Raw genomic sequence first — 17,266 nt, 5'->3', positions numbered from 1 at the left:
CCGGAACCCACCACCCGCCTGGGCCGCGCCCCGCACCCCACCCCGCCGTCAGGCGGCCCGTACGGCGGGCCGGACGCCGACGTGGGGTTACCGTCGGGACAGAGACCGCCTTTGAGGGAGAGCCAAGTGACCGGTACGGCAATGGTGCGCGGGGAGACCGAGGGGGCCGACCCGTTCGGGACCGCGCGGCTGCGGCGGGGCGTGCTGGATGCCTGGGCCGCATCGCCCGCCCGGTTCCGTGAGGACGCCAACGCGGAGGAGGACCTCGCGCTCGGCGGCTACCGCGACCGGCTCGCGGTGGAGCTGGCGCAGAACGCGGCGGACGCGGCGGGCCGGGCCGGTGTACCGGGCCGGCTGCGGCTGACCCTGCACCCGGCGGACGGCGACGCGCCCGCGGTGCTGGTCGCCTCCAACACCGGTGCGCCGCTGGACGCCACCGGCGTCGAGTCGCTGTCGACGCTGCGGGCTTCGGCGAAGCGGGAGAGCAGCGTGGCGGCCGGCGCGGTGGGCCGGTTCGGCGTCGGATTCGCGGCCGTGCTGTCGGTGAGCGACGAGCCCGCGCTGGTGGGCCGTACCGGCGGTGTCCGCTGGTCGCTGGCCGAGGCGCGGGAGCTGGCGCGGGAGGTCGCGGCGCACAGTCCGGGGCTCGGCGGCGAGCTGCGCCGCCGCGACGGGCACGTACCGCTGCTGCGGCTGCCGCTGCCCGCTGAGGGCGGCGCGCCCGAGGGGTACGACACCGCTGTGGTGCTGCCGCTGCGGGACGGCGCGGCGCAGGATCTCGCCGAGCGGCTGCTGGCCGGTGTCGACGCGGCGCTGCTGCTGACGCTGCCCGGCCTCGCCGAGGTTGTCATCGAAACCCCGGACGGCGTACGGGAGTTGAGGCGGCGTCAGGACGCGGACCTGGTCCTGATCGAGGACAGCGAGCGGGGCGATACCCGCTGGCGGGTGGCGAGCGACGGCGGCCCGCTGGAGCCCGCGCTGCTCGCCGACCGGCCGGTCGAGGAGCGGCTGCGGCCGGTGTGGTCGGTGACCTGGGCGGTGCCGGTGGACGACGAGGGCGCGCCGGTGCGGCCCGGTACGGCGGCCGTGGTGCACGCGCCGACGCCGACCGACGAGCCGATGGGGCTGCCCGCGCTGCTGATCGCGTCCTTCCCGCTGGAGCCGACCCGGCGGCACGTCGCGCCAGGACCGCTGACCGACTTCCTGGTGGAGCGGGCGGCCGACGCGTACGCGACGCTGCTGGGCGACTGGCGGCCGGTGTCGGTCGGCACCCTCGACCTGGTGCCGGGCCCGCTGGGCAAGGGCGGTCTTGACGGTGCGCTGCGCGGGCGGATCCTCGATCTGCTGCCGCGGGTGCGTTTCCTGCCGAGCGCGGGGGCGCCCGCCGACGCGGACGAGCCGGTGGCGGCGGACGCAGGCTGGGACGAGCCGGTGGACGGCGACGAGCGTCACGGGCTGCGGCCGGTCGACGCCGAGGTGCTGGAGGGCGCGGGCGCCGGGACCGTCGGGGTGCTGGCCGAACTGTTCCCGACGCTGCTGCCCGCCGGGCTCGAACGGCGGCCCGAACTGCGGGCGTTGGGCGTGGCCAGGGTGCCGCTGAGCGAGATGGTGGACCGGCTGGCGGGTGTCGAGCGGACCCCCGGCTGGTGGTGGCGGCTCTACGACGCGCTGGCCGGTACCGACCCGGACCGGCTGAGCGGTCTGCCGGTTCCGCTGGCGGGCCAGGCCGGGCGGCGCCCAGGCGGCGCGGGCGAGACGGTGCGCACCACGATCGGGCCGCGCCAGGTCCTGCTGCCGCTGCCGGGCGAGGCCGCCGGCCAGGAGGGTGAAGCCGCGGCGCGCTACGCCACGCTGGCCAGGCTCGGCCTGAAGGTCGCGCACCCCGACGCGGTGCATCCGCTGCTGGAGAAGCTGGGTGCGCTGCCCGCTTCGCCGCGCGCCGTGCTGACGACACCTCAGGTGCGGGCCGCGGTGGCGAACTCGCTGGACGCGGACGAGGACGCCTACGACGTCTTCGCGGACGACATGGACGGCGTCGGGGCTCCGCTGGGCGCCGACGCGGTGGCGGACACGGTGCTCGCGCTGGTGCGGGACGCGCGTCTGGCGCCGGGCGACGAGCCGTGGCTGGGCGCGCTCGCGCTGCCCGACGAGGACGGTGAGCTGGCACCCGCGGGTGAACTGGTCTACCCGGGAAGCGATTTCGAGCGGGTCATCCGTGCGGGTGAACTCGCCGCCTGCGACGCCGAGTTGGCGGAACGCTGGGGCGAGCAGCCGCTGACCGCGGTGGGCGTACTGGCCCAGTTCGCGCTGGTGCGGGCCACGGACGTGGTCCTCGACCCGGACGAACTGGAGCCGCGCGACGGCGACTTCGCCGAGCCGGACGACGCCGGGCTGCTGGACTCCGTCGACGTGTGGTGCGAGGACATCCTCGACACGCTGCCCGACACCCCGGTGCCGCCGGTGGTCACCGAACTGGTCGCGGTGCGCGACCTGGACCTCGTCGACGACGATGCCTGGCCGCAGGCGCTGGCGATGCTGTCCAAGCCGCCGCTGCGCGACGCGCTGACCGCGCCGGTGCGGGTCCTGCTGCCGGACGGCACGACCGAGTCCGTGCGCCCTTACGCCGCCTGGTGGCTGCGCGGGCACCCGGTCCTCGACGGGCGGCGCCCGGCCGGACTGCGGTCGGCCGGCGGCGATCCGCTGCTGGCGGGACTGTACGAGTCGGCGGACGCCGGTGAGGTCGACGCGCAGGTGCTGCGGGCGCTGGGCGTACGGACCTCGGTCGCCGCGCTGCTGGACGAGCCGGGCGGGGCCGCGGAGCTGCTGGCCCGCCTCGCGGACCCGGAGCTGCCCGTGGGCGCGGCCCAACTGCACGCCCTGTACGGCGCGTTGGCCGAACTCGACCCGGAACAGGTGACGCTCCCCGACGAGCTGCGGGCCGTCGTGCACGCACCGCCGACGGCGGCCGGCGGCACCGCGGCGGGCGAGGTGCGGGTGGTGGACGCGGCGGACGCCGTCGTCGCCGACGCACCCGACCTGATGCCGCTGGCGGCCGGCCGGGCGCTGCTGCCGGTGCGCCCCGCCCGCGCCGCCGAGCTGGCCGAACTGCTCCAGGTACGGCGGCTCGGCGAGGTGGTGGACGCCGAGGTCCGCTCGGAAGGCGTCCGCCGCGAGGTGCCCGACGCGGTGCGGGTGCTGCTCGGCGCCGGTACGCCGGACGCGTACACGGAGCACGAGGAGCTGCTCGTCGGCGAGGGCGAAGCGGCCGGTGAGCTGGACTGGCGGCTGACGGCCGACGGCACACTGCACGCGGCGACGCTTGAGGGCGTCGCCGCGGGGCTGGCCTGGGCGGCGGGCCAGTGGCCGCGCCGGTTCGAGGTCGCGGCGCTGCTGGAGGAGCCGGACCGGGGCGACGAACTGGCGCAGGCCCGCTGGTTCGACTGAGGCGTGCGGCGGGCGCCGTGGTCAGCGGGAGCTGAACTTCTTGATCAGACTCCAGATGACCACGCCGCCGCCGACCAGCACGATCAGCCACTCCCACCACTGGAAGGAGCCGCTGCTGCCGCCGTACGAGCCGTGCGACGAGTGGTAGTGGCTGAAGTGATGTGAGCGCGCCAGTACCTCGTGGGTGAGGTCCCCCGGTGTGAATGCCATGGGCACGGACCCTAGGGGGTCACGGCGGGACGGCGCCACGCCGGGGCGGGTTCTGTGACCCGGCCGATACGGCGCGGGGCGGCGAACGGCCGTCGGCTCCGGCTCAGGCCCGCATGCCGCCGTCGACCCGCAGGACCGTGCCCGTCACGTAGGAGGCGCGGTCGCTGAGGAGCCAGGCGGCGGCCTGGGCGACCTCGTCGGGGTCGGCCGCGCGGCCCAGCGGGGTCTTCGCGTTGAGCCGCTCGATGACGCCGGGGGAGCGCTCGTCCCACTCGCGCACCATCTCGGTCAGCGTGGTGCCGGGGGCGATGGCGTTGACGCGGATGCCCTCCGGTCCGTAGGTGACGGCGGCGGACTCGGTGAGGCTGTTGAGCGCCCGCTTCAAGGCGCCGTAGACGGGCAGTTCGGGGTTGCCGCGCAGGCTGCCGACGCTGGAGTTGTTGACGATGGCGCCGGTTCCGGAGGTGGCCCGGATGGCGGCGACCTCGGCGGCCATGGCACGCCAGGGGCCCTTGAGGTTCACGGTGTAGGCGTGGTCGAAGTCGGCCTCCTGCGCCTGGTCGAGCGGGCCGGGCGGTACCCCCGTCGCGGCGTTGTTGAAGGCGACGTCGAGGCGGCCGTACAGCTCCACGGCGCGGTCGACGGCGGCGCGCACACTGTCCGCGTCGGCCAGGTCGCACACCACGTGATCCGCGGTGCCGCCCGCCGCCCTGATCTCTTCGGTCACCGCCTTCAACTGGGCCTCGGTGCGGGCCGCGAGCAGTACCCGGGCGCCTTCCCGGGCGAACAGCCGCGCCGCGGCGGCGCCGATGCCGCGCCCGGCACCGGTGACGAAGGCGACCTTCCCGGCCAGCAGGCCAGGGGCGGCGGGGGTCGAAGTGGGGTTCTCGGGTGTGTGGTTCATGACGTCGAGTCTGCGCCGGTCCGCGCCGCCCATCCAGGCATCAGCAGTACCTGGATGGGCCCGGCGGAGCCGTACCGGGTTTCACCCCGCCGACGGCTCCGGGGGCGCGGCGGCCGAGCCGCGGACGACCAGTTGGAGCGGCAGGACCTTGCGGACGTTCGTGCCGTTGCCCGCCATCCGGGCGGTGAGTGCGTCCAGGGCGGTGGCGGCGAGTTCGGCGGTGGGCTGTTCCAGGGTGGTCAGTTTGGGGCGCAGCCACTGGCCGACTCGGATGCCGTCGCAGCCGACCACCGAGAGGTCGTCGGGGATGCGCAGGCCGTGCAGTTCGGCGGCGGCCAGCATGCCGACGGCGGCGATGTCGCTGCCGACGAACACCGCGGTGGGCGCGGTGCCCGCGCGGTGCAGATACGGGAAGGTGCTCGCGCCGAACTGCTCGGTGTAGGGCCCGTGCAGCACCAGCTGGCCGGCCGGGTCGAGACCGGCGTCGCGGATCGCGTCGAGATAGCCGCGCTTGCGTTCCTGGGTGGTGGACAGCTCCTGCGGGCCCGCGACGTGGGCGATGGCGCGGTGGCCGAGCTGCACGAGGTAGGACGTGGCCTGGTAGGCGCCGCCGTAGTTGTCGACGGTGATGGTGTCGACCTCGCGCCCTTCGGCGAGTTCCAGCTCCTCGTCGATGATCACGACGGGCAGGCCCTCGTCGATGGCCCGGTCCACGTCCTCGTTGGTGCGCCGCATCCCGACGTAGATCAGCCCGGCCACCGAACCGGCGGCGGACAGCAGGCGGTTGAGGCGGGCAGCGCGCTCGTCGTGCCGTCCGCTGACGCCGAGCAGCAGCGGGATGTCGCGGGCCGCCGCAGCCGCCGTGAAGGCGTCGGCGAGCTGGGCGAAGTACGGGTTGACCAGGTCGGGCAGGACCAGCGAGATCAGTCCTGTGCCGGTCGCCGGTGCCCGGTCGGCGGGCTGCGGGGCGGGCGCGTGGTAGCCGAGTTCGCTGACCGCCGCGTCGATCCGGGCGGCCGTGACGGGCTGGACGTTGAGCTGGCCGCGCAGGTAGCGCGACACCGTCGACACCGATACACCAGCGTGTTGCGCAACGCGGGTCAACGTCATCCCGGTTCCTTCCGACGACGGCCCCCGATCCGGTGGGGCCGCGGGTTCCTGCACGTGGTGGCGGTCGCTGCCGAGCATACCGCCGTGATCGACGGCGGGTGGGGGAGAGGCGGGGAACCGGGTGCCCCTGGGGGGTATTGACAGCTTCCAGGGGCCGTGGAAACGTTCCGTGCGCAAGTTGCGCAACATTGCGCAAAGCTCCACCGAGGAGGTACCTCATGGCCCGCGTGCTGATCGCAGGGGAGTCCTGGATCAATGCCGTCACCGACTACAAGGGCTACGACGCCTTCCCGCACACCCGGCTGGAGATCGGCTGCGAGCGCCTGGTCGAGGCGCTGACCGCGGCCGGCCACGACGTCGAGCACATGCCCTCGCACGCGGTCGCCACCGACTTCCCCGAGACCGAGGAGAAGCTGGACGCCTACGACGTCGTGCTGCTCTCCGACGTCGGCGCCAACACCCTGCTGCTGCCGCCGGTGGTCTTCAACGAGGGCCGCCCGTTCCCCAACCGTCTCAAGCTCCTTGCGCAATGGGTGCGCAACGGCGGCGGCCTGATGATGGCGGGCGGCTACCTCAGCTTCCAGGGCTTCCAGGCCAAGGCGAACTACCACGGCACCGCCGTCGAGGACGTCCTGCCGGTCTCGATCCTCCCGTACGACGACCGGGTCGAGGCCCCCGAAGGCGTCAACGGCGCCCTCACCGCCGAGCACCACCCGGTCACCGATGGCCTCGACGCGCAGTGGCCGATCCTCCTCGGCTACCAGCGGCTGACGGCCAAGGACGACGCCACCGTCCTGGCCACCGTCGAGGACCGCCCGCTGCTCGCCGTACGCAACGAGGGCGCCGGGCGCACGCTCGCCTTCGCATCCGACATCTCGCCGCACTGGGCCCCGCGCGAATTCCTGGCCTGGGACGGCTACCAGAAGCTCTTCGACCAGGCCGTGACCTGGCTCGCAGACACCCCCGGCCGGTCGGGCCGACACTGAGGGGGCGCTGACCCGCCCCTGCGGAACATCCGGTTCCTCCCATCAATGACGATGAAAGGCACGGTCGGACAGTGAAGAGCAGCCCTGCGGCGGACCCCGGAGCCCGCCACCCCGCAGCACCCGGCGGCAGCCGTCCCGAAGGCGTGGACGGCGGCGGAACACCGGCCCGCACCGGACCCGGTGGCGCCGCGGCCCGCGGCACCGCCACCGTCCTGCTGGTGGTCGCCACGGTGCTGGCCGGCACCCTCAGCCCGATGCAGTCGGCCGTCAACGGCAAGCTCGGCCAGTCGCTCGGCGACGGCCACGCCGCCGCCCTGGTCTCCTTCGGCGTCGGCCTGGTCCTGATGGCCGTCATCGTCGGCGCCCGCCCCGCGACCCGCGGGGCCGCTCTCGCCATCCCCGGCCAGATACGCGCCCGCACCCTCCCGTGGTGGAACTACGCCGCGGGGCTGTGCGGCGCCGTCATCGTCCTCTCCGAGGGGGTGACCGTCGGCGTGCTGGGAGTCGCCACCTTCCAGATCGCGCTGATCTGCGGACTCGTCGTCTCCGGCATCATCTGCGACCGCTTCGGCGTCACCGCCGACGTCAAGCAGCCGTTCACGCTGCCGCGTGCCACCGGCGCGATCCTCGCCATCGTCGCCACGATCGTGGTGATCTCGCCGAGCTTCCAGGTCCCGCACGCCGTCGCGCTGGCCGTGATGCCGTTCGTCGGCGGCCTGCTGGCCGGCTGGCAGCCCGCGGGCAACGCGGCCGTCGCCAGGACCGCCGACTCCATGCTGGTCTCGATCGGCTGGAACTTCCTCGTCGGCTTCTGCGCCCTGCTCGTCGCCTACGGCGTCCGCGCGGCCACCGGCGGCGTCACCTTTTCGCTGCCGGGCGACTGGTGGCTCTACCTCGGCGGCCCGCTGGGACTGCTCTCCATCGCACTGATGGCCCTGCTGGTGCGCGGCCTCGGCCTGCTGCTGCTCGGCCTCGCCTCCACCGCGGGACAGCTCGTCGGCTCGCTGGCGCTCGACTGGGCCATCCCCTCACTCGGCCACGCCGTCCACATCGCCACCCTGATCGGCACTCTTCTCGCGCTGATCGCCGCGGGCATCGGCATGCTGCCCTCCCGCAAGGGCGGCACGGTGCCGGTACCCGCGACCGAGGACGGAGCCGCGTCATGACCGCAGGGACACGGGCGGCCGGGACACGGGCCGCGGGAACACCGGCCGCAGGACCCGCCGTGCAGACCGTCACCGGCCCGGTCGGCCGGGCGGACCTCGGGCTGGTCCTCCCGCACGAGCACCTCTTCAACGACCTCTCCGGCGTACTCGACCCGCCCAGCTACCCCTTCTCCGCGGCCCTCGTCGACGCGCCCGTCGCCGCCCCGGTCGCCTGGGCGCTGCGCCAGGACCCGTACTGCTGCGCCGACAACATCGCCGACAAGCCGGTGGACGCGGTCGTCGCGGAGATCGAGGCGTTCGCCGCGCTCGGCGGCCGGACCGTCGTCGACGCCACATCGAGCCCCGCCATCGGCCGCAACCCGCAGCGGCTGCGCACCCTCGCCGAGCGCACCGGCCTGAACATCGTGATGGGCTGCGGCGCCTACCTGGAGAAGTTCGAGGGCGAACGGATCACCGCACGCACCGTCGACGACCAGGCGGCGGCCATCGCCGCGGAGCTGGCCCACGGCGTCGGCGACACCGGCATCCGCCCCGGCATCATCGGCGAGATCGGGGTCTCCCCCGACTTCACCGACGCCGAACGCGCCTCGCTGCGCGCCGCCGCGCTCGCCCAGCTCGCCCACCCCGCCGTCGCCCTCAACATCCACCTGCCCGGCTGGCAGCGCCGGGCCCACGAGGTGCTCGACCTGGTCTGCACCGAGGTCGGGGTACGCCCCGAGAAGGTGTCGCTCGCCCACATGGACCCGTCGTCCGACGACCCCGGCTACCAGCGGTCGGTCGCCGAGCGCGGCGTGTACCTGGAGTTCGACATGGTCGGCATGGACATCACCTTCCCCAAGGAGGGCGCGTCGCCCGACCCGTCCGTCACCGCGGGCGCGGTCACCCGCCTCATCGAGCAGGGCCACGCCGGTCAACTCCTGCTCAGCCACGACGTGTTCCTCAAGCAGATGTGGACCCAGCACGGCGGCAACGGCTTCGCCTACGCCCCCACCGTCTTCCGGGAGATGCTCGCCGCCCGCGGCACCGGGCCCGCCGTCCTGGACGCGCTGCTCCGCGACAACCCGGCCCGGCTGCTGACGGCCTGACGGCGGCGCTGCGGTCCGGCGGCGGTCTCAGGGCAGCGTCCGCCGCGCCCACCGCCAGGCCAGCTCCAGCAGCACCGCCGCCACCACCGCGATGCCGACGGCCGCCCACGGCAGGGTCGTACCGACCAGCCGCAGGTCGAAGAAGCGCTGGAGCCACGGCGTCACCAGGACCACCAGGAATCCCACGCCCATCGCCGCGACCAGCCCGATCCGCCACCAGGTGTACGGGCGGGCGATGATCGCCAGCACCCACATCGCGGTGAGGAACAGCGTCAGCGTCGCCGCGCTGGTCTCGGCGGACAGCGCGTCAGGACCCGAGTAGTACTGCCGGGCCAGCAGATACGTCGCGAAGGCGGCGGTGCCGGCGATGAGGCCGGACGGGATCGCGTACCGCATCACCCGGCGGACGAAGTGCGGCCGGGCGCGCTCCTTGTTGGGGGCGAGCGCCAGGAAGAACGCCGGGACGCCGATGGTCAGGGTGGACAGCAGCGTCAGATGGCGCGGCAGATAGGGGTAGGGGATCTGCCAGCAGGCGACGAGGATCGCCAGCAGCACCGAGTAGACGGTCTTGGTCAGGAAGAGCGTGGCGACCCGGGTGATGTTGCCGATCACCCGCCGCCCCTCGGCGACCACCGAAGGCAGCGTCGCGAAGCTGTTGTTGAGCAGCACGATCTGCGCCACCGCGCGGGTCGCCTCGGAGCCCGAGCCCATCGCCACGCCGATGTCCGCGTCCTTGAGCGCGAGCACGTCGTTGACGCCGTCGCCGGTCATCGCGACGTGGTGGCCGCGCGACTGGAGCGCTGCGACCATGTCCCGCTTCTGCCGCGGGGTGACCCGGCCGAAGACCGCGCCGTCCTCCAGGGCTCCGGCCATGGCGCCCCGGTCGGCGGGCAGCTCGCGGGCGTCCACCGGCGCGTTGGCGCCCGGCAGCCCGAGCCGGGACGCCACCGCGCCCACCGAGACCGCGTTGTCGCCGGAGATGACCTTGGCCGCCACGTCCTGGTCGGCGAAGTAGGCCAGTGTCGCGTGCGCGTCCGGACGCAGCCGCTGGTCCAGCACCACCAGCGCCGCGGGCCGTACGCCGTGCGCGAGCGCCGGGTCGTCCAGCGCGCGGTCGGAGCGGGCCAGCAGCAGGACCCGCAGGCCCTGGGCGTTGAGTCCCGCGGTCTCGGCGAGCGCCGGGTCGCCGGCCGGCAGCAGGACGTCGGGGGCGCCGAGCAGCCAGGTGGCGCTCTCGCCCGCCGGGTCGTCGAGCGTGGCGCCGCTGTACTTGCGGGCCGACGAGAAGGGGAGCGCTGCGGTGCACCGCCAGGCGGCGTCCGGCGGGAACGCCTCGATGATCGCCTGGAGCGAGGCGTTGGGCCGCGGGTCGGACCCGCCGAGCGCGCCCAGCACCTGCCGCAGCGCGCCCTCGTCGGCGCCGTTCAGCGGTCGCAGCGCGCTGACGTCCATGCCGCCCTCGGTCAGCGTGCCGGTCTTGTCCAGGCAGACCACGTCGACCCGGGCCAGGCCCTCGATCGCGGGCAGCTCCTGGACCAGGCACTGTTTGCGGCCGAGCCGGATGACGCCGATCGCGAAGGCGACGGACGTCAGCAGCACCAGCCCCTCCGGCACCATCGGCACGATCCCGGCGACCATCCGGCGCACCGCGTCGTCGCCCGCCATGTGGAGCGTGAACAGGTGGCTGAAGATCAGGCCGAGCGCGGTCGGGATCATCATCCACGTCACGTACGTGAGGATCCGGCTGATGCCGGTGCGCAGTTCGGACTGGACCAGGGTGAAGCGGCTGGCCTCCTCGGCGAGCTGCGCCGCGTACGCCTCGCGGCCGACCTTGGTCGCGGTGAACGCGCCGCCGCCGGCCACCACGAAGCTGCCGGACATCATCGGCTCGCCCGGCCGCTTGAGCACCGGGTCCGCCTCGCCGGTCAGCAGGGACTCGTCGACCTCCATCCCGTCGGCCTCCAGCACCTTGCCGTCGACGATGACCTTGTCGCCGGGCCCCAGCTCGATGACGTCACCGAGGACGACCTCGGCGGTGGGGATCTCGGCGGCCGTCCCGTCCCGTCGCACCGTCGGCCGCGCCTCCCCGATCACCGCGAGGTTGTCCAGGGTTTTCTTGGCGCGCAGTTCCTGGACGATGCCGATGCCGGTGTTGGCGACGATGACGAAGCCGAAGAGGCCGTCCTGGATCGGGCCGACGATCAGGATGATCACGAACAGCACGCCGATGATGGCGTTGAACCGTGTGAAGACGTTGGCGCGGACGATCTCCGTCGCCGAGCGCGACGACCGTACGGGGACGTCGTTGACCTCGCCCGCCGCCACCCGCGCGGCGACCTCGGACGCGGTCAGGCCGCGGTGGGCGGTGGCGGGGACGGGCCGGCCGCCCGGCCCGGGTTCCCCGATGTCGGTCTTCGCCCGCTGCGTCATGGTTTCGACGGTACGGGCGCGGGGCGCACCTCACCCGCTGGGCGGGGAGCGGTGGGTCAGGCGGGGTCCGCGGCTGCGGCGGCTGCCGCGCGCTTGATGGCGGCGTCGCGCTTGCGGACGTACCAGATGCCGAGCAGGCCGAGGCCGCCGCCGGCCAGGCACGTCCACACCCACCAGGCGTGTCCCGCGTCGGCGTACCAGCTGTAGAAGGGCAGCTGGCCGAGGAAGAGGACGAACCAGATGATGGTGCCGCCGGTGATCGTGCCGACGACGGGGCCCTCAAGAGGCGCCGGAGCCTCGCGCAGTTCGGACTTCTTCCACATGGCGCCCAGTTTACGGGGCGCGGGCGGCGGGCCTTCCGGCGGCAGCTGGCCGGGGATGGGACCAGGTGGCGCAGCGTTCTACGCGCGGAGATAGCGATCAATGAATTGTTTATTCATACTGAACCTTTCCGGATCTGACTGGTTTGGATCGTTGATTCCTACAAGTCGTTCCGGTTCGTTCGGTTCGTCCATTGACCCGGGTCCACCGGGCCGCCCCCGCCTCCACCAGGCCCGTCCTACTGAGGTCCCCGCATGTCGTCCTCGGCCACCACTCCGGTCGAAAGTGCTCTTCAGAGCCCAGGTCACCCGCCCAAGAACGGGTTCGACCGCTTCTTCAAGATCTCCCAGCGAGGGTCGACGGTCGGCCGCGAACTGCGGGGCGGGCTGGCGACGTTCTTCGCGATGGCGTACATCATCGTGCTGAACCCGATCATCCTCGGCGCCGGTGTCGATAAATTCGGTCACCACCTGGACAACGCCCAACTGGTCACCGCGACCGCGCTGATGGCCGGTCTGAGCACCGTCCTGATGGGTGTCATCGGCAACGTCCCGATCGCCATCGCCGCCGGTCTCGGCATCAACGCCGTGGTCTCCCTCCAGCTCGCGCCCAAGATGAGCTGGCCGGACGCGATGGGCATGGTCGTGCTCGCCGGTCTGGTGCTGATGATCCTGGTCGCTTCGGGTCTGCGGCAGCGGGTGATGGACGCGATCCCGGGCGGCCTCCGACGGGCCATCGCCATCGGCATCGGCATGTTCATCTCGCTGATCGGCCTGGTCGACGCGGGCTTCGTCAGCCGCAATCCGGACGCCGCGCACACCACCGTGCCGATGGGCCTGGGCCAGGGCGGTCAGCTCAAGGGCTGGCCGGTGCTGGTCTTCGTGCTCGGCCTGGTGCTGATGTTCATGCTGGTCGTCCGCAAGACCAAGGGCGCGATCCTGATCGGCATGGTCGTGATGGCGGTCGTCGCGATCGTCATCAACGCCGTCGCCGACATCCCCGACGCCGCCTGGGGCCTCGCGGTCCCGAACGTGCCCGAGAAGATCGTCGGCGCCCCGGACTTCGGGCTGATCGGCCACATCAGCCTGTTCGGCGGCTTCAAGGAAGTCGGCGTGCTGACCGGCTGCCTGTTCGTCTTCACCGTGCTGCTGTCCGGCTTCTTCGACGCGATGGGCACCATCATCGGCGTCGGCGAGGAGGCCGGGCTGACCGACGAGAACGGCAACCTGCCCGGCATGGGCCGGATCCTGATGGTCGACGGCATCGCGGTCGCGGCCGGCGGCGTCGGCTCGGCCTCGGCCAACACCTGCTTCGTGGAGTCCACCGCCGGTGTCGGCGAGGGTGCGCGGACCGGCCTGGCGAACGTGGTGACCGGCGGCCTCTTCCTGCTGGCGCTGGTCTTCACGCCACTGGCGACGGTGGTGCCCGCGCAGGCCGCGACCCCCGCGCTGATCGTCGTCGGCTTCCTGATCATGGCGGCGAACGTGCGGGACATCGACTGGGGCGACTTCACCGTCGGCATCCCCGCGTTCCTGACGATCATCTCGATGCCGTTCACCTACAGCATCACCAACGGCATCGGCATCGGCGTGCTCGCCTTCATCCTGCTGCGCAGCGCGACCGGCCGTTTCAAGGAGATCCCCTGGCTGCTGGACGTCGTGGGGCTCTGCTTCCTCGTGTACTTCCTGCTCAACCCGATCGAGCAGCTGCTCGGCTCCTGAGCCGGCGGCCTAGGGCGGCGTGGCGGGTGACCCCTCGGGGTCGGGCCCCCAGCCGCCCAGCCGCGCCGTCTCGTCGACGGACGTCTTGAAGCGTTCGTCGAAATCCTCGCGAATGAGCGTCCGGACGACATAGTCCTGGACGCTCATTCCGCGTTTCGCCGCGTGCTGCTGAATGCGTTCCAGCAGCTCCCCGTCCACACGCAGGCTGAGCACTCGCGATCCCATGAGGACACGGTCCCCGCGCGGGCCGGTCAGGTGCGTCCCTTTCCGGCGCGTCCTCACTCGTATGGGTGATCCCGGCGGCCGTCTGCCCAGCGGCTTTCCTTAGAAAAGGTAATGAGTTATGCTAACGAACATGCCGGAACTGTCCCGTGGCGACGACGCTGCCGCTGTGAACGCGCTGCGGTCCGCCGTGATGCGCCTGTCCCGTCGGCTCAAGCACCAGCGGGTCGACGAGTCGCTGAGCCCCACCGAGATGTCGGTGCTCGGCACCCTCGCGCGCTGCGGCCACGCCACCCCGGGCGAGCTGGCCCGCAAGGAGCACGTACAGCCGCCGTCGATGACGCGGATCGTCGCCATGCTGGAGGCCAAGGGGCTCGTCCGGCTGGAACCGCACCCGGACGACCGCCGCCAGAAGGTCGTCACGCAGACCGAACAGGCAGAGGCGATGCTCGAAGAGAGCCGCCGCAAGCGCAACGCCTGGCTCGCCGAGCTGGCCTCCGGGCTGGACGAGGACGAGTGGGCCAAGGTGCGGGCCGCCGCGCCCGTGCTGGAGAAACTCGCACAGCTGTAGCGACACCGAGGCCGAGGAGGCGAACCCACTTTGAGTACGGGATCCGGAGCAGACTCCGCCCCCGCACCGAACTCCCCGCAGGACACGGTTTCCGACGACGCGACCGCGGCCCCCGCAGGCCGTACGCCCGGCGCCGCCCCGGGCAGCACCGCAGGCCCCGCCGCCGCACCGCGCAAGGGCATGTTCAGTTCGCTGAGAGTCCGCAACTACCGCCTCTTCGCCACCGGCCAGGTGGTGTCCAACACCGGCACCTGGATGCAGCGCATAGCCCAGGACTGGCTGGTGCTCAGCCTCACCGGCTCGTCCACGGCGGTCGGCATCACCACCGCCCTCCAGTTCCTGCCGATGCTGCTCTTCGGGCTGTACGGCGGCGTCATCGCCGACCGGTTCTCCAAGCGCAAGCTGCTGCTGTTCACCCAGTCCGCGATGGGCATGACGGGCCTCGCCCTCGCCGTCCTGACCCTCTCCGGAAACATCCAGGTCTGGCACGTCTACCTGGTCGCCTTCGTCCTCGGCCTGGTCACCGTCATCGACAACCCGTCCCGCCAGGCGTTCGTCGTCGAAATGGTCGGCAAGGAAGACCTGCGCAACGCGGTCAGCCTCAACTCCGCCAACTTCCAGTCCGCCCGGCTCATCGGCCCGGCCGTCGGCGGCGCGCTGATCACCGCGTTCGGCAGCGGCTGGGCGTTCCTGCTCAACGGCGTCTCGTTCCTCGCGCCGATCGCCGGGCTGCTGATGATGCGGACCGCCGAACTCCACAAGGTCGACCGGGTGCCGCGCAGCAAGGGCCAGCTGCGCGAGGGCCTGCGCTACGTCTCCGGGCGCCCCGACCTGATCTGGACGATCGTCCTCGTCGGCTTCATCGGCACCTTCGGCTTCAACTTCCCGATCTGGCTGACCGCGTTCACGTACCACGTCTACCACCAGGGCGCCGGCACCTACGCCCTGTTCAACTCGCTGATGGCGGCCGGTTCGCTGGTCGGCGCGCTGCTCGCGGCCCGGCGCTCGTCCTCCCGGCTGCGGCTGCTGGTCGGCGCCGCCGTGGTGTTCGGCGTCCTGGAGATGGCCGCCGCGCTCGCGCCGTCCTTCTGGATCTTCGTCGTGCTGCTCGCCCCGATCGGCGTGGTCGGCCTGACGATCAACGTCACCGCCAACTCCAGCGTGCAGATGGCCACCGACCCGCTGATGCGCGGCCGGGTGATGGCCTTGTTCATGATGGTCTTCGTCGGCGGTACGCCGCTGGGCGCCCCGGTCGTCGGCTGGATCACCGACACCTTCGGCGCCCGCGTCGGTTTCCTGTCCGGCGGCCTGATCTCGCTGCTGGCCGCCGTCCTCATCGGCCTCATCCTGGCCCGCGCGGGCGGCCTGCGGCTGAAGATAGACCTGCGCCGCGGGCACCGGCACGTGGCGTTCGTCCCGCGCGTCCCCGCGTCCGGCGAGGCGTCGCTCGCCACGGCCGCCTGACCGCAGCCGTACGACCGCACGGCCCCCGTACCGCCCCGCGCGGCACGGGGGCCGTGGTCCGCCGGTACCGGGAAACACCGTGCGCCGGGCCCGGCCACCGGGTGAGACTGGCGGGGTGAGACTCTTCGCCGCCGTGCTCCCGCCCCGGTCCGCGATGGACGAGCTGTCCGGCCGGGTCGACGCGCTGCGCTCCCTGCCGGACGCCGGCCGGCTGCGCTGGGCCGGCCACGACAGTTGGCACTTCACCCTCGCCTTCTACGGCGAGGTGGCCGACGAGGTCATCCCGCAGCTGCACGCCAGGCTGGCGCGGGCCGCGCACCGGCACGCCCCGTACGGGCTGCGGATCTTCGGCGGCGGACGGTTCGCCGACCGGGTGCTGTGGGCCGGGGCCGACGGGGAACTGGCCGCGATGCGGAAACTGGCGGGCTCGGCGTCGGCCGCCGGCCGCCGGGCCGGACTGACGATGGACGAGCGCCCCGGCTACACCCCCCACCTCACCCTCGCCAGGAACCGCACCCCCGGCCTGTCCCTCGCCCCGTTCGCCGCCGCCCTCGACACCTTCGCCGGCACGCCCTGGACGGTGCGCTCGCTGGCCCTCGTCCGCAGCCACCCGCCGATCCCTGGCGTCGCCGGAAAACAGCCGCACTACGAAACGGTGATGACCTGGCCGCTCGGCGGGCACACCCCCGGCGGACCGGGTCGCTGAAGCGTTCGGACCGGCCCCGGTTACGCTCAGAGGGTGGACCCCAAAACCCGGAACCGGATCATGTCCGGCCTGCTCGCCGTGCTGCTCATCGTCGTCGTTGTGGCGGCGGCCCTTCGCTGACCCGTCGGTCCGGTGCCGGGGACGTGGGGAGGCACCGGACGAGAGCTTCGCCGACAGCACCGTCCGCCTCAATGCGCTCCGGCCCGCCCGTGACGGAAACGTGTCGTGCCCGGCCTCGGCGAGCGAAAGCCTTACCACCGGTTTACGACCCGTCTGGGCAGGATGGGGGAATAACAAACCCATTCTGCGGTAGGCAGCCTGAGAGGGGATCAGTAATGCGGAGCTTAGGCATATCGAGATTACCTGTCTTGTCCGCTTTCGTCTGCTGAGGCTGATCGGTGATGACGCCTCCGCATTCCTCCGTGCCGCCGACCGTCACCACGGGGTCCACGCAGTCGGCATCCGGGTCCGGCCGGCCTTTCGCCCGGGTGCGGCCGACCATCCGAATACGGCTCACGCTGTTGTACGGCGGCATGTTCCTGATGGCGGGCGTGGTGCTGCTCGTCATCATCTACATCCTGATCGCCAACGCTCTCGAAGACGGTTTCCCCTCTCTGAGGGTGTTCGGCACCGATATCAAGGTTCACAGCGTCGGGTGCCCCTCCCTCGGTTCGGCGGGCTCCCTTTCCGAAGTCAACGCCGCGGTGAACGACTGCCTTGAGCAGCAACGGACCGTCGCCCTCAACGCATTCCTCAATCGTTCTCTGCTGGCGTTGCTGGGGTTGACGATTGTGGCGTTCGCGTTCGGTTATGCGATGGCGGGGCGGGTGTTGTCGCCGTTGGGGCGGATCACGCGTACGGCGCAGCGGGTGGCTGGTTCGGATCTGCATCGTCGGATCGAGTTGGGTGGTCCTGATGATGAGTTG

15 protein-coding genes are annotated in these 17,266 nt (G+C 72.5%); 9 read left to right on the top strand and 6 right to left on the bottom strand.

The features are described from left to right. Positions 1–141 precede the first annotated feature (141 nt). Entirely contained in the window at positions 142–3,444 is a 3,303-nt protein-coding gene (locus tag ACIBK8_RS28795) for a sacsin N-terminal ATP-binding-like domain-containing protein (RefSeq protein WP_399044984.1), read from the top strand. Positions 3,445–3,465: 21 nt separating this feature from the next. Here the strand turns inward: ACIBK8_RS28795 and ACIBK8_RS28790 are convergent, their stop codons facing one another. The 3 genes from ACIBK8_RS28790 to ACIBK8_RS28780 form a co-directional block, all read right to left on the bottom strand. Beyond that, positions 3,466–3,654 carry a hypothetical protein gene (locus ACIBK8_RS28790; protein WP_393687550.1) on the bottom strand — a complete coding sequence of 63 codons (189 nt, stop codon included), beginning with the start codon at positions 3,652–3,654 and terminating at the stop codon, positions 3,466–3,468. Between the two features lie 103 nt (positions 3,655–3,757). After that, positions 3,758–4,558, bottom strand: a complete 801-nt coding sequence (locus ACIBK8_RS28785) for an SDR family NAD(P)-dependent oxidoreductase (protein WP_399044841.1) — start codon at positions 4,556–4,558, stop codon at positions 3,758–3,760. An 81-nt stretch (positions 4,559–4,639) separates the two neighbouring features. After that, on the bottom strand, positions 4,640–5,857 hold the full coding sequence (locus tag ACIBK8_RS28780; protein WP_399044840.1) for a LacI family DNA-binding transcriptional regulator: 1,218 nt from the start codon (positions 5,855–5,857) through the stop codon (positions 4,640–4,642). Positions 5,858–5,886: 29 nt separating this feature from the next. On the opposite strand from ACIBK8_RS28780, the gene ACIBK8_RS28775 reads away from it, so the two are divergent. The 3 genes from ACIBK8_RS28775 to ACIBK8_RS28765 all read left to right on the top strand — a co-directional run bounded on the left by ACIBK8_RS28775 (position 5,887) and on the right by ACIBK8_RS28765 (position 8,905). Beyond that, positions 5,887–6,654, top strand: a complete 768-nt coding sequence (locus tag ACIBK8_RS28775; protein ID WP_399044838.1) for a glutamine amidotransferase — start codon at positions 5,887–5,889, stop codon at positions 6,652–6,654. A 71-nt stretch (positions 6,655–6,725) separates the two neighbouring features. Beyond that, on the top strand, positions 6,726–7,820 hold the full coding sequence (locus tag ACIBK8_RS28770) for a DMT family transporter (RefSeq protein ID WP_399044837.1): 1,095 nt from the start codon (positions 6,726–6,728) through the stop codon (positions 7,818–7,820). After that, on the top strand, positions 7,817–8,905 hold the full coding sequence (locus tag ACIBK8_RS28765; RefSeq protein WP_399044836.1) for a phosphotriesterase: 1,089 nt from the start codon (positions 7,817–7,819) through the stop codon (positions 8,903–8,905). Before ACIBK8_RS28770 ends, ACIBK8_RS28765 begins: the two co-directional genes overlap by 4 nt. A 27-nt stretch (positions 8,906–8,932) precedes the next feature. Here the strand turns inward: ACIBK8_RS28765 and ACIBK8_RS28760 are convergent, their stop codons facing one another. After that, positions 8,933–11,335 carry an HAD-IC family P-type ATPase gene (locus ACIBK8_RS28760; RefSeq protein ID WP_399044834.1) on the bottom strand — a complete coding sequence of 801 codons (2,403 nt, stop codon included), beginning with the start codon at positions 11,333–11,335 and terminating at the stop codon, positions 8,933–8,935. A gap of 56 nt (positions 11,336–11,391) precedes the next feature. Continuing rightward, positions 11,392–11,658, bottom strand: coding sequence for a DUF2530 domain-containing protein (locus tag ACIBK8_RS28755; RefSeq protein WP_399044833.1), 267 nt, complete (start codon positions 11,656–11,658; stop codon positions 11,392–11,394). Positions 11,659–11,910: 252 nt separating this feature from the next. Between ACIBK8_RS28755 and ACIBK8_RS28750 the strand changes: the two genes are divergently transcribed. Beyond that, positions 11,911–13,377 carry an NCS2 family permease gene (locus tag ACIBK8_RS28750; protein ID WP_393687541.1) on the top strand — a complete coding sequence of 489 codons (1,467 nt, stop codon included), beginning with the start codon at positions 11,911–11,913 and terminating at the stop codon, positions 13,375–13,377. Positions 13,378–13,386: 9 nt separating this feature from the next. On the opposite strand, the gene ACIBK8_RS28745 is transcribed toward ACIBK8_RS28750, so the two are convergent. Continuing rightward, positions 13,387–13,602 carry a ribbon-helix-helix protein, CopG family gene (locus ACIBK8_RS28745; RefSeq protein ID WP_393687540.1) on the bottom strand — a complete coding sequence of 72 codons (216 nt, stop codon included), beginning with the start codon at positions 13,600–13,602 and terminating at the stop codon, positions 13,387–13,389. A 130-nt stretch (positions 13,603–13,732) separates the two neighbouring features. Between ACIBK8_RS28745 and ACIBK8_RS28740 the strand changes: the two genes are divergently transcribed. From ACIBK8_RS28740 to ACIBK8_RS28725, 4 genes are all read left to right on the top strand, one after another. Beyond that, positions 13,733–14,170 carry a MarR family winged helix-turn-helix transcriptional regulator gene (locus tag ACIBK8_RS28740; RefSeq protein ID WP_393687539.1) on the top strand — a complete coding sequence of 146 codons (438 nt, stop codon included), beginning with the start codon at positions 13,733–13,735 and terminating at the stop codon, positions 14,168–14,170. A 30-nt stretch (positions 14,171–14,200) separates the two neighbouring features. After that, complete coding sequence (locus ACIBK8_RS28735; protein WP_399044830.1) at positions 14,201–15,634, top strand: MFS transporter; 1,434 nt, start codon at positions 14,201–14,203, stop codon at positions 15,632–15,634. A 115-nt stretch (positions 15,635–15,749) separates the two neighbouring features. Further along, positions 15,750–16,340, top strand: a complete 591-nt coding sequence (gene thpR, locus ACIBK8_RS28730; RefSeq protein ID WP_399044828.1) for an RNA 2',3'-cyclic phosphodiesterase — start codon at positions 15,750–15,752, stop codon at positions 16,338–16,340. A 401-nt stretch (positions 16,341–16,741) separates the two neighbouring features. Beyond that, positions 16,742–17,266, top strand: a 525-nt coding sequence (locus tag ACIBK8_RS28725; RefSeq protein ID WP_399044826.1) for a HAMP domain-containing protein, incomplete at its 3' end; no start/stop codon positions are given.

It is taken from the genome of Streptomyces sp. NPDC050161, from assembly GCF_044460025.1.
Lineage (GTDB): Bacteria > Actinomycetota > Actinomycetes > Streptomycetales > Streptomycetaceae > Streptomyces.
The sequence above is the reverse complement of the archived record's forward strand: the minus strand, read 5'-3'. Positions and strand labels throughout refer to the sequence as shown.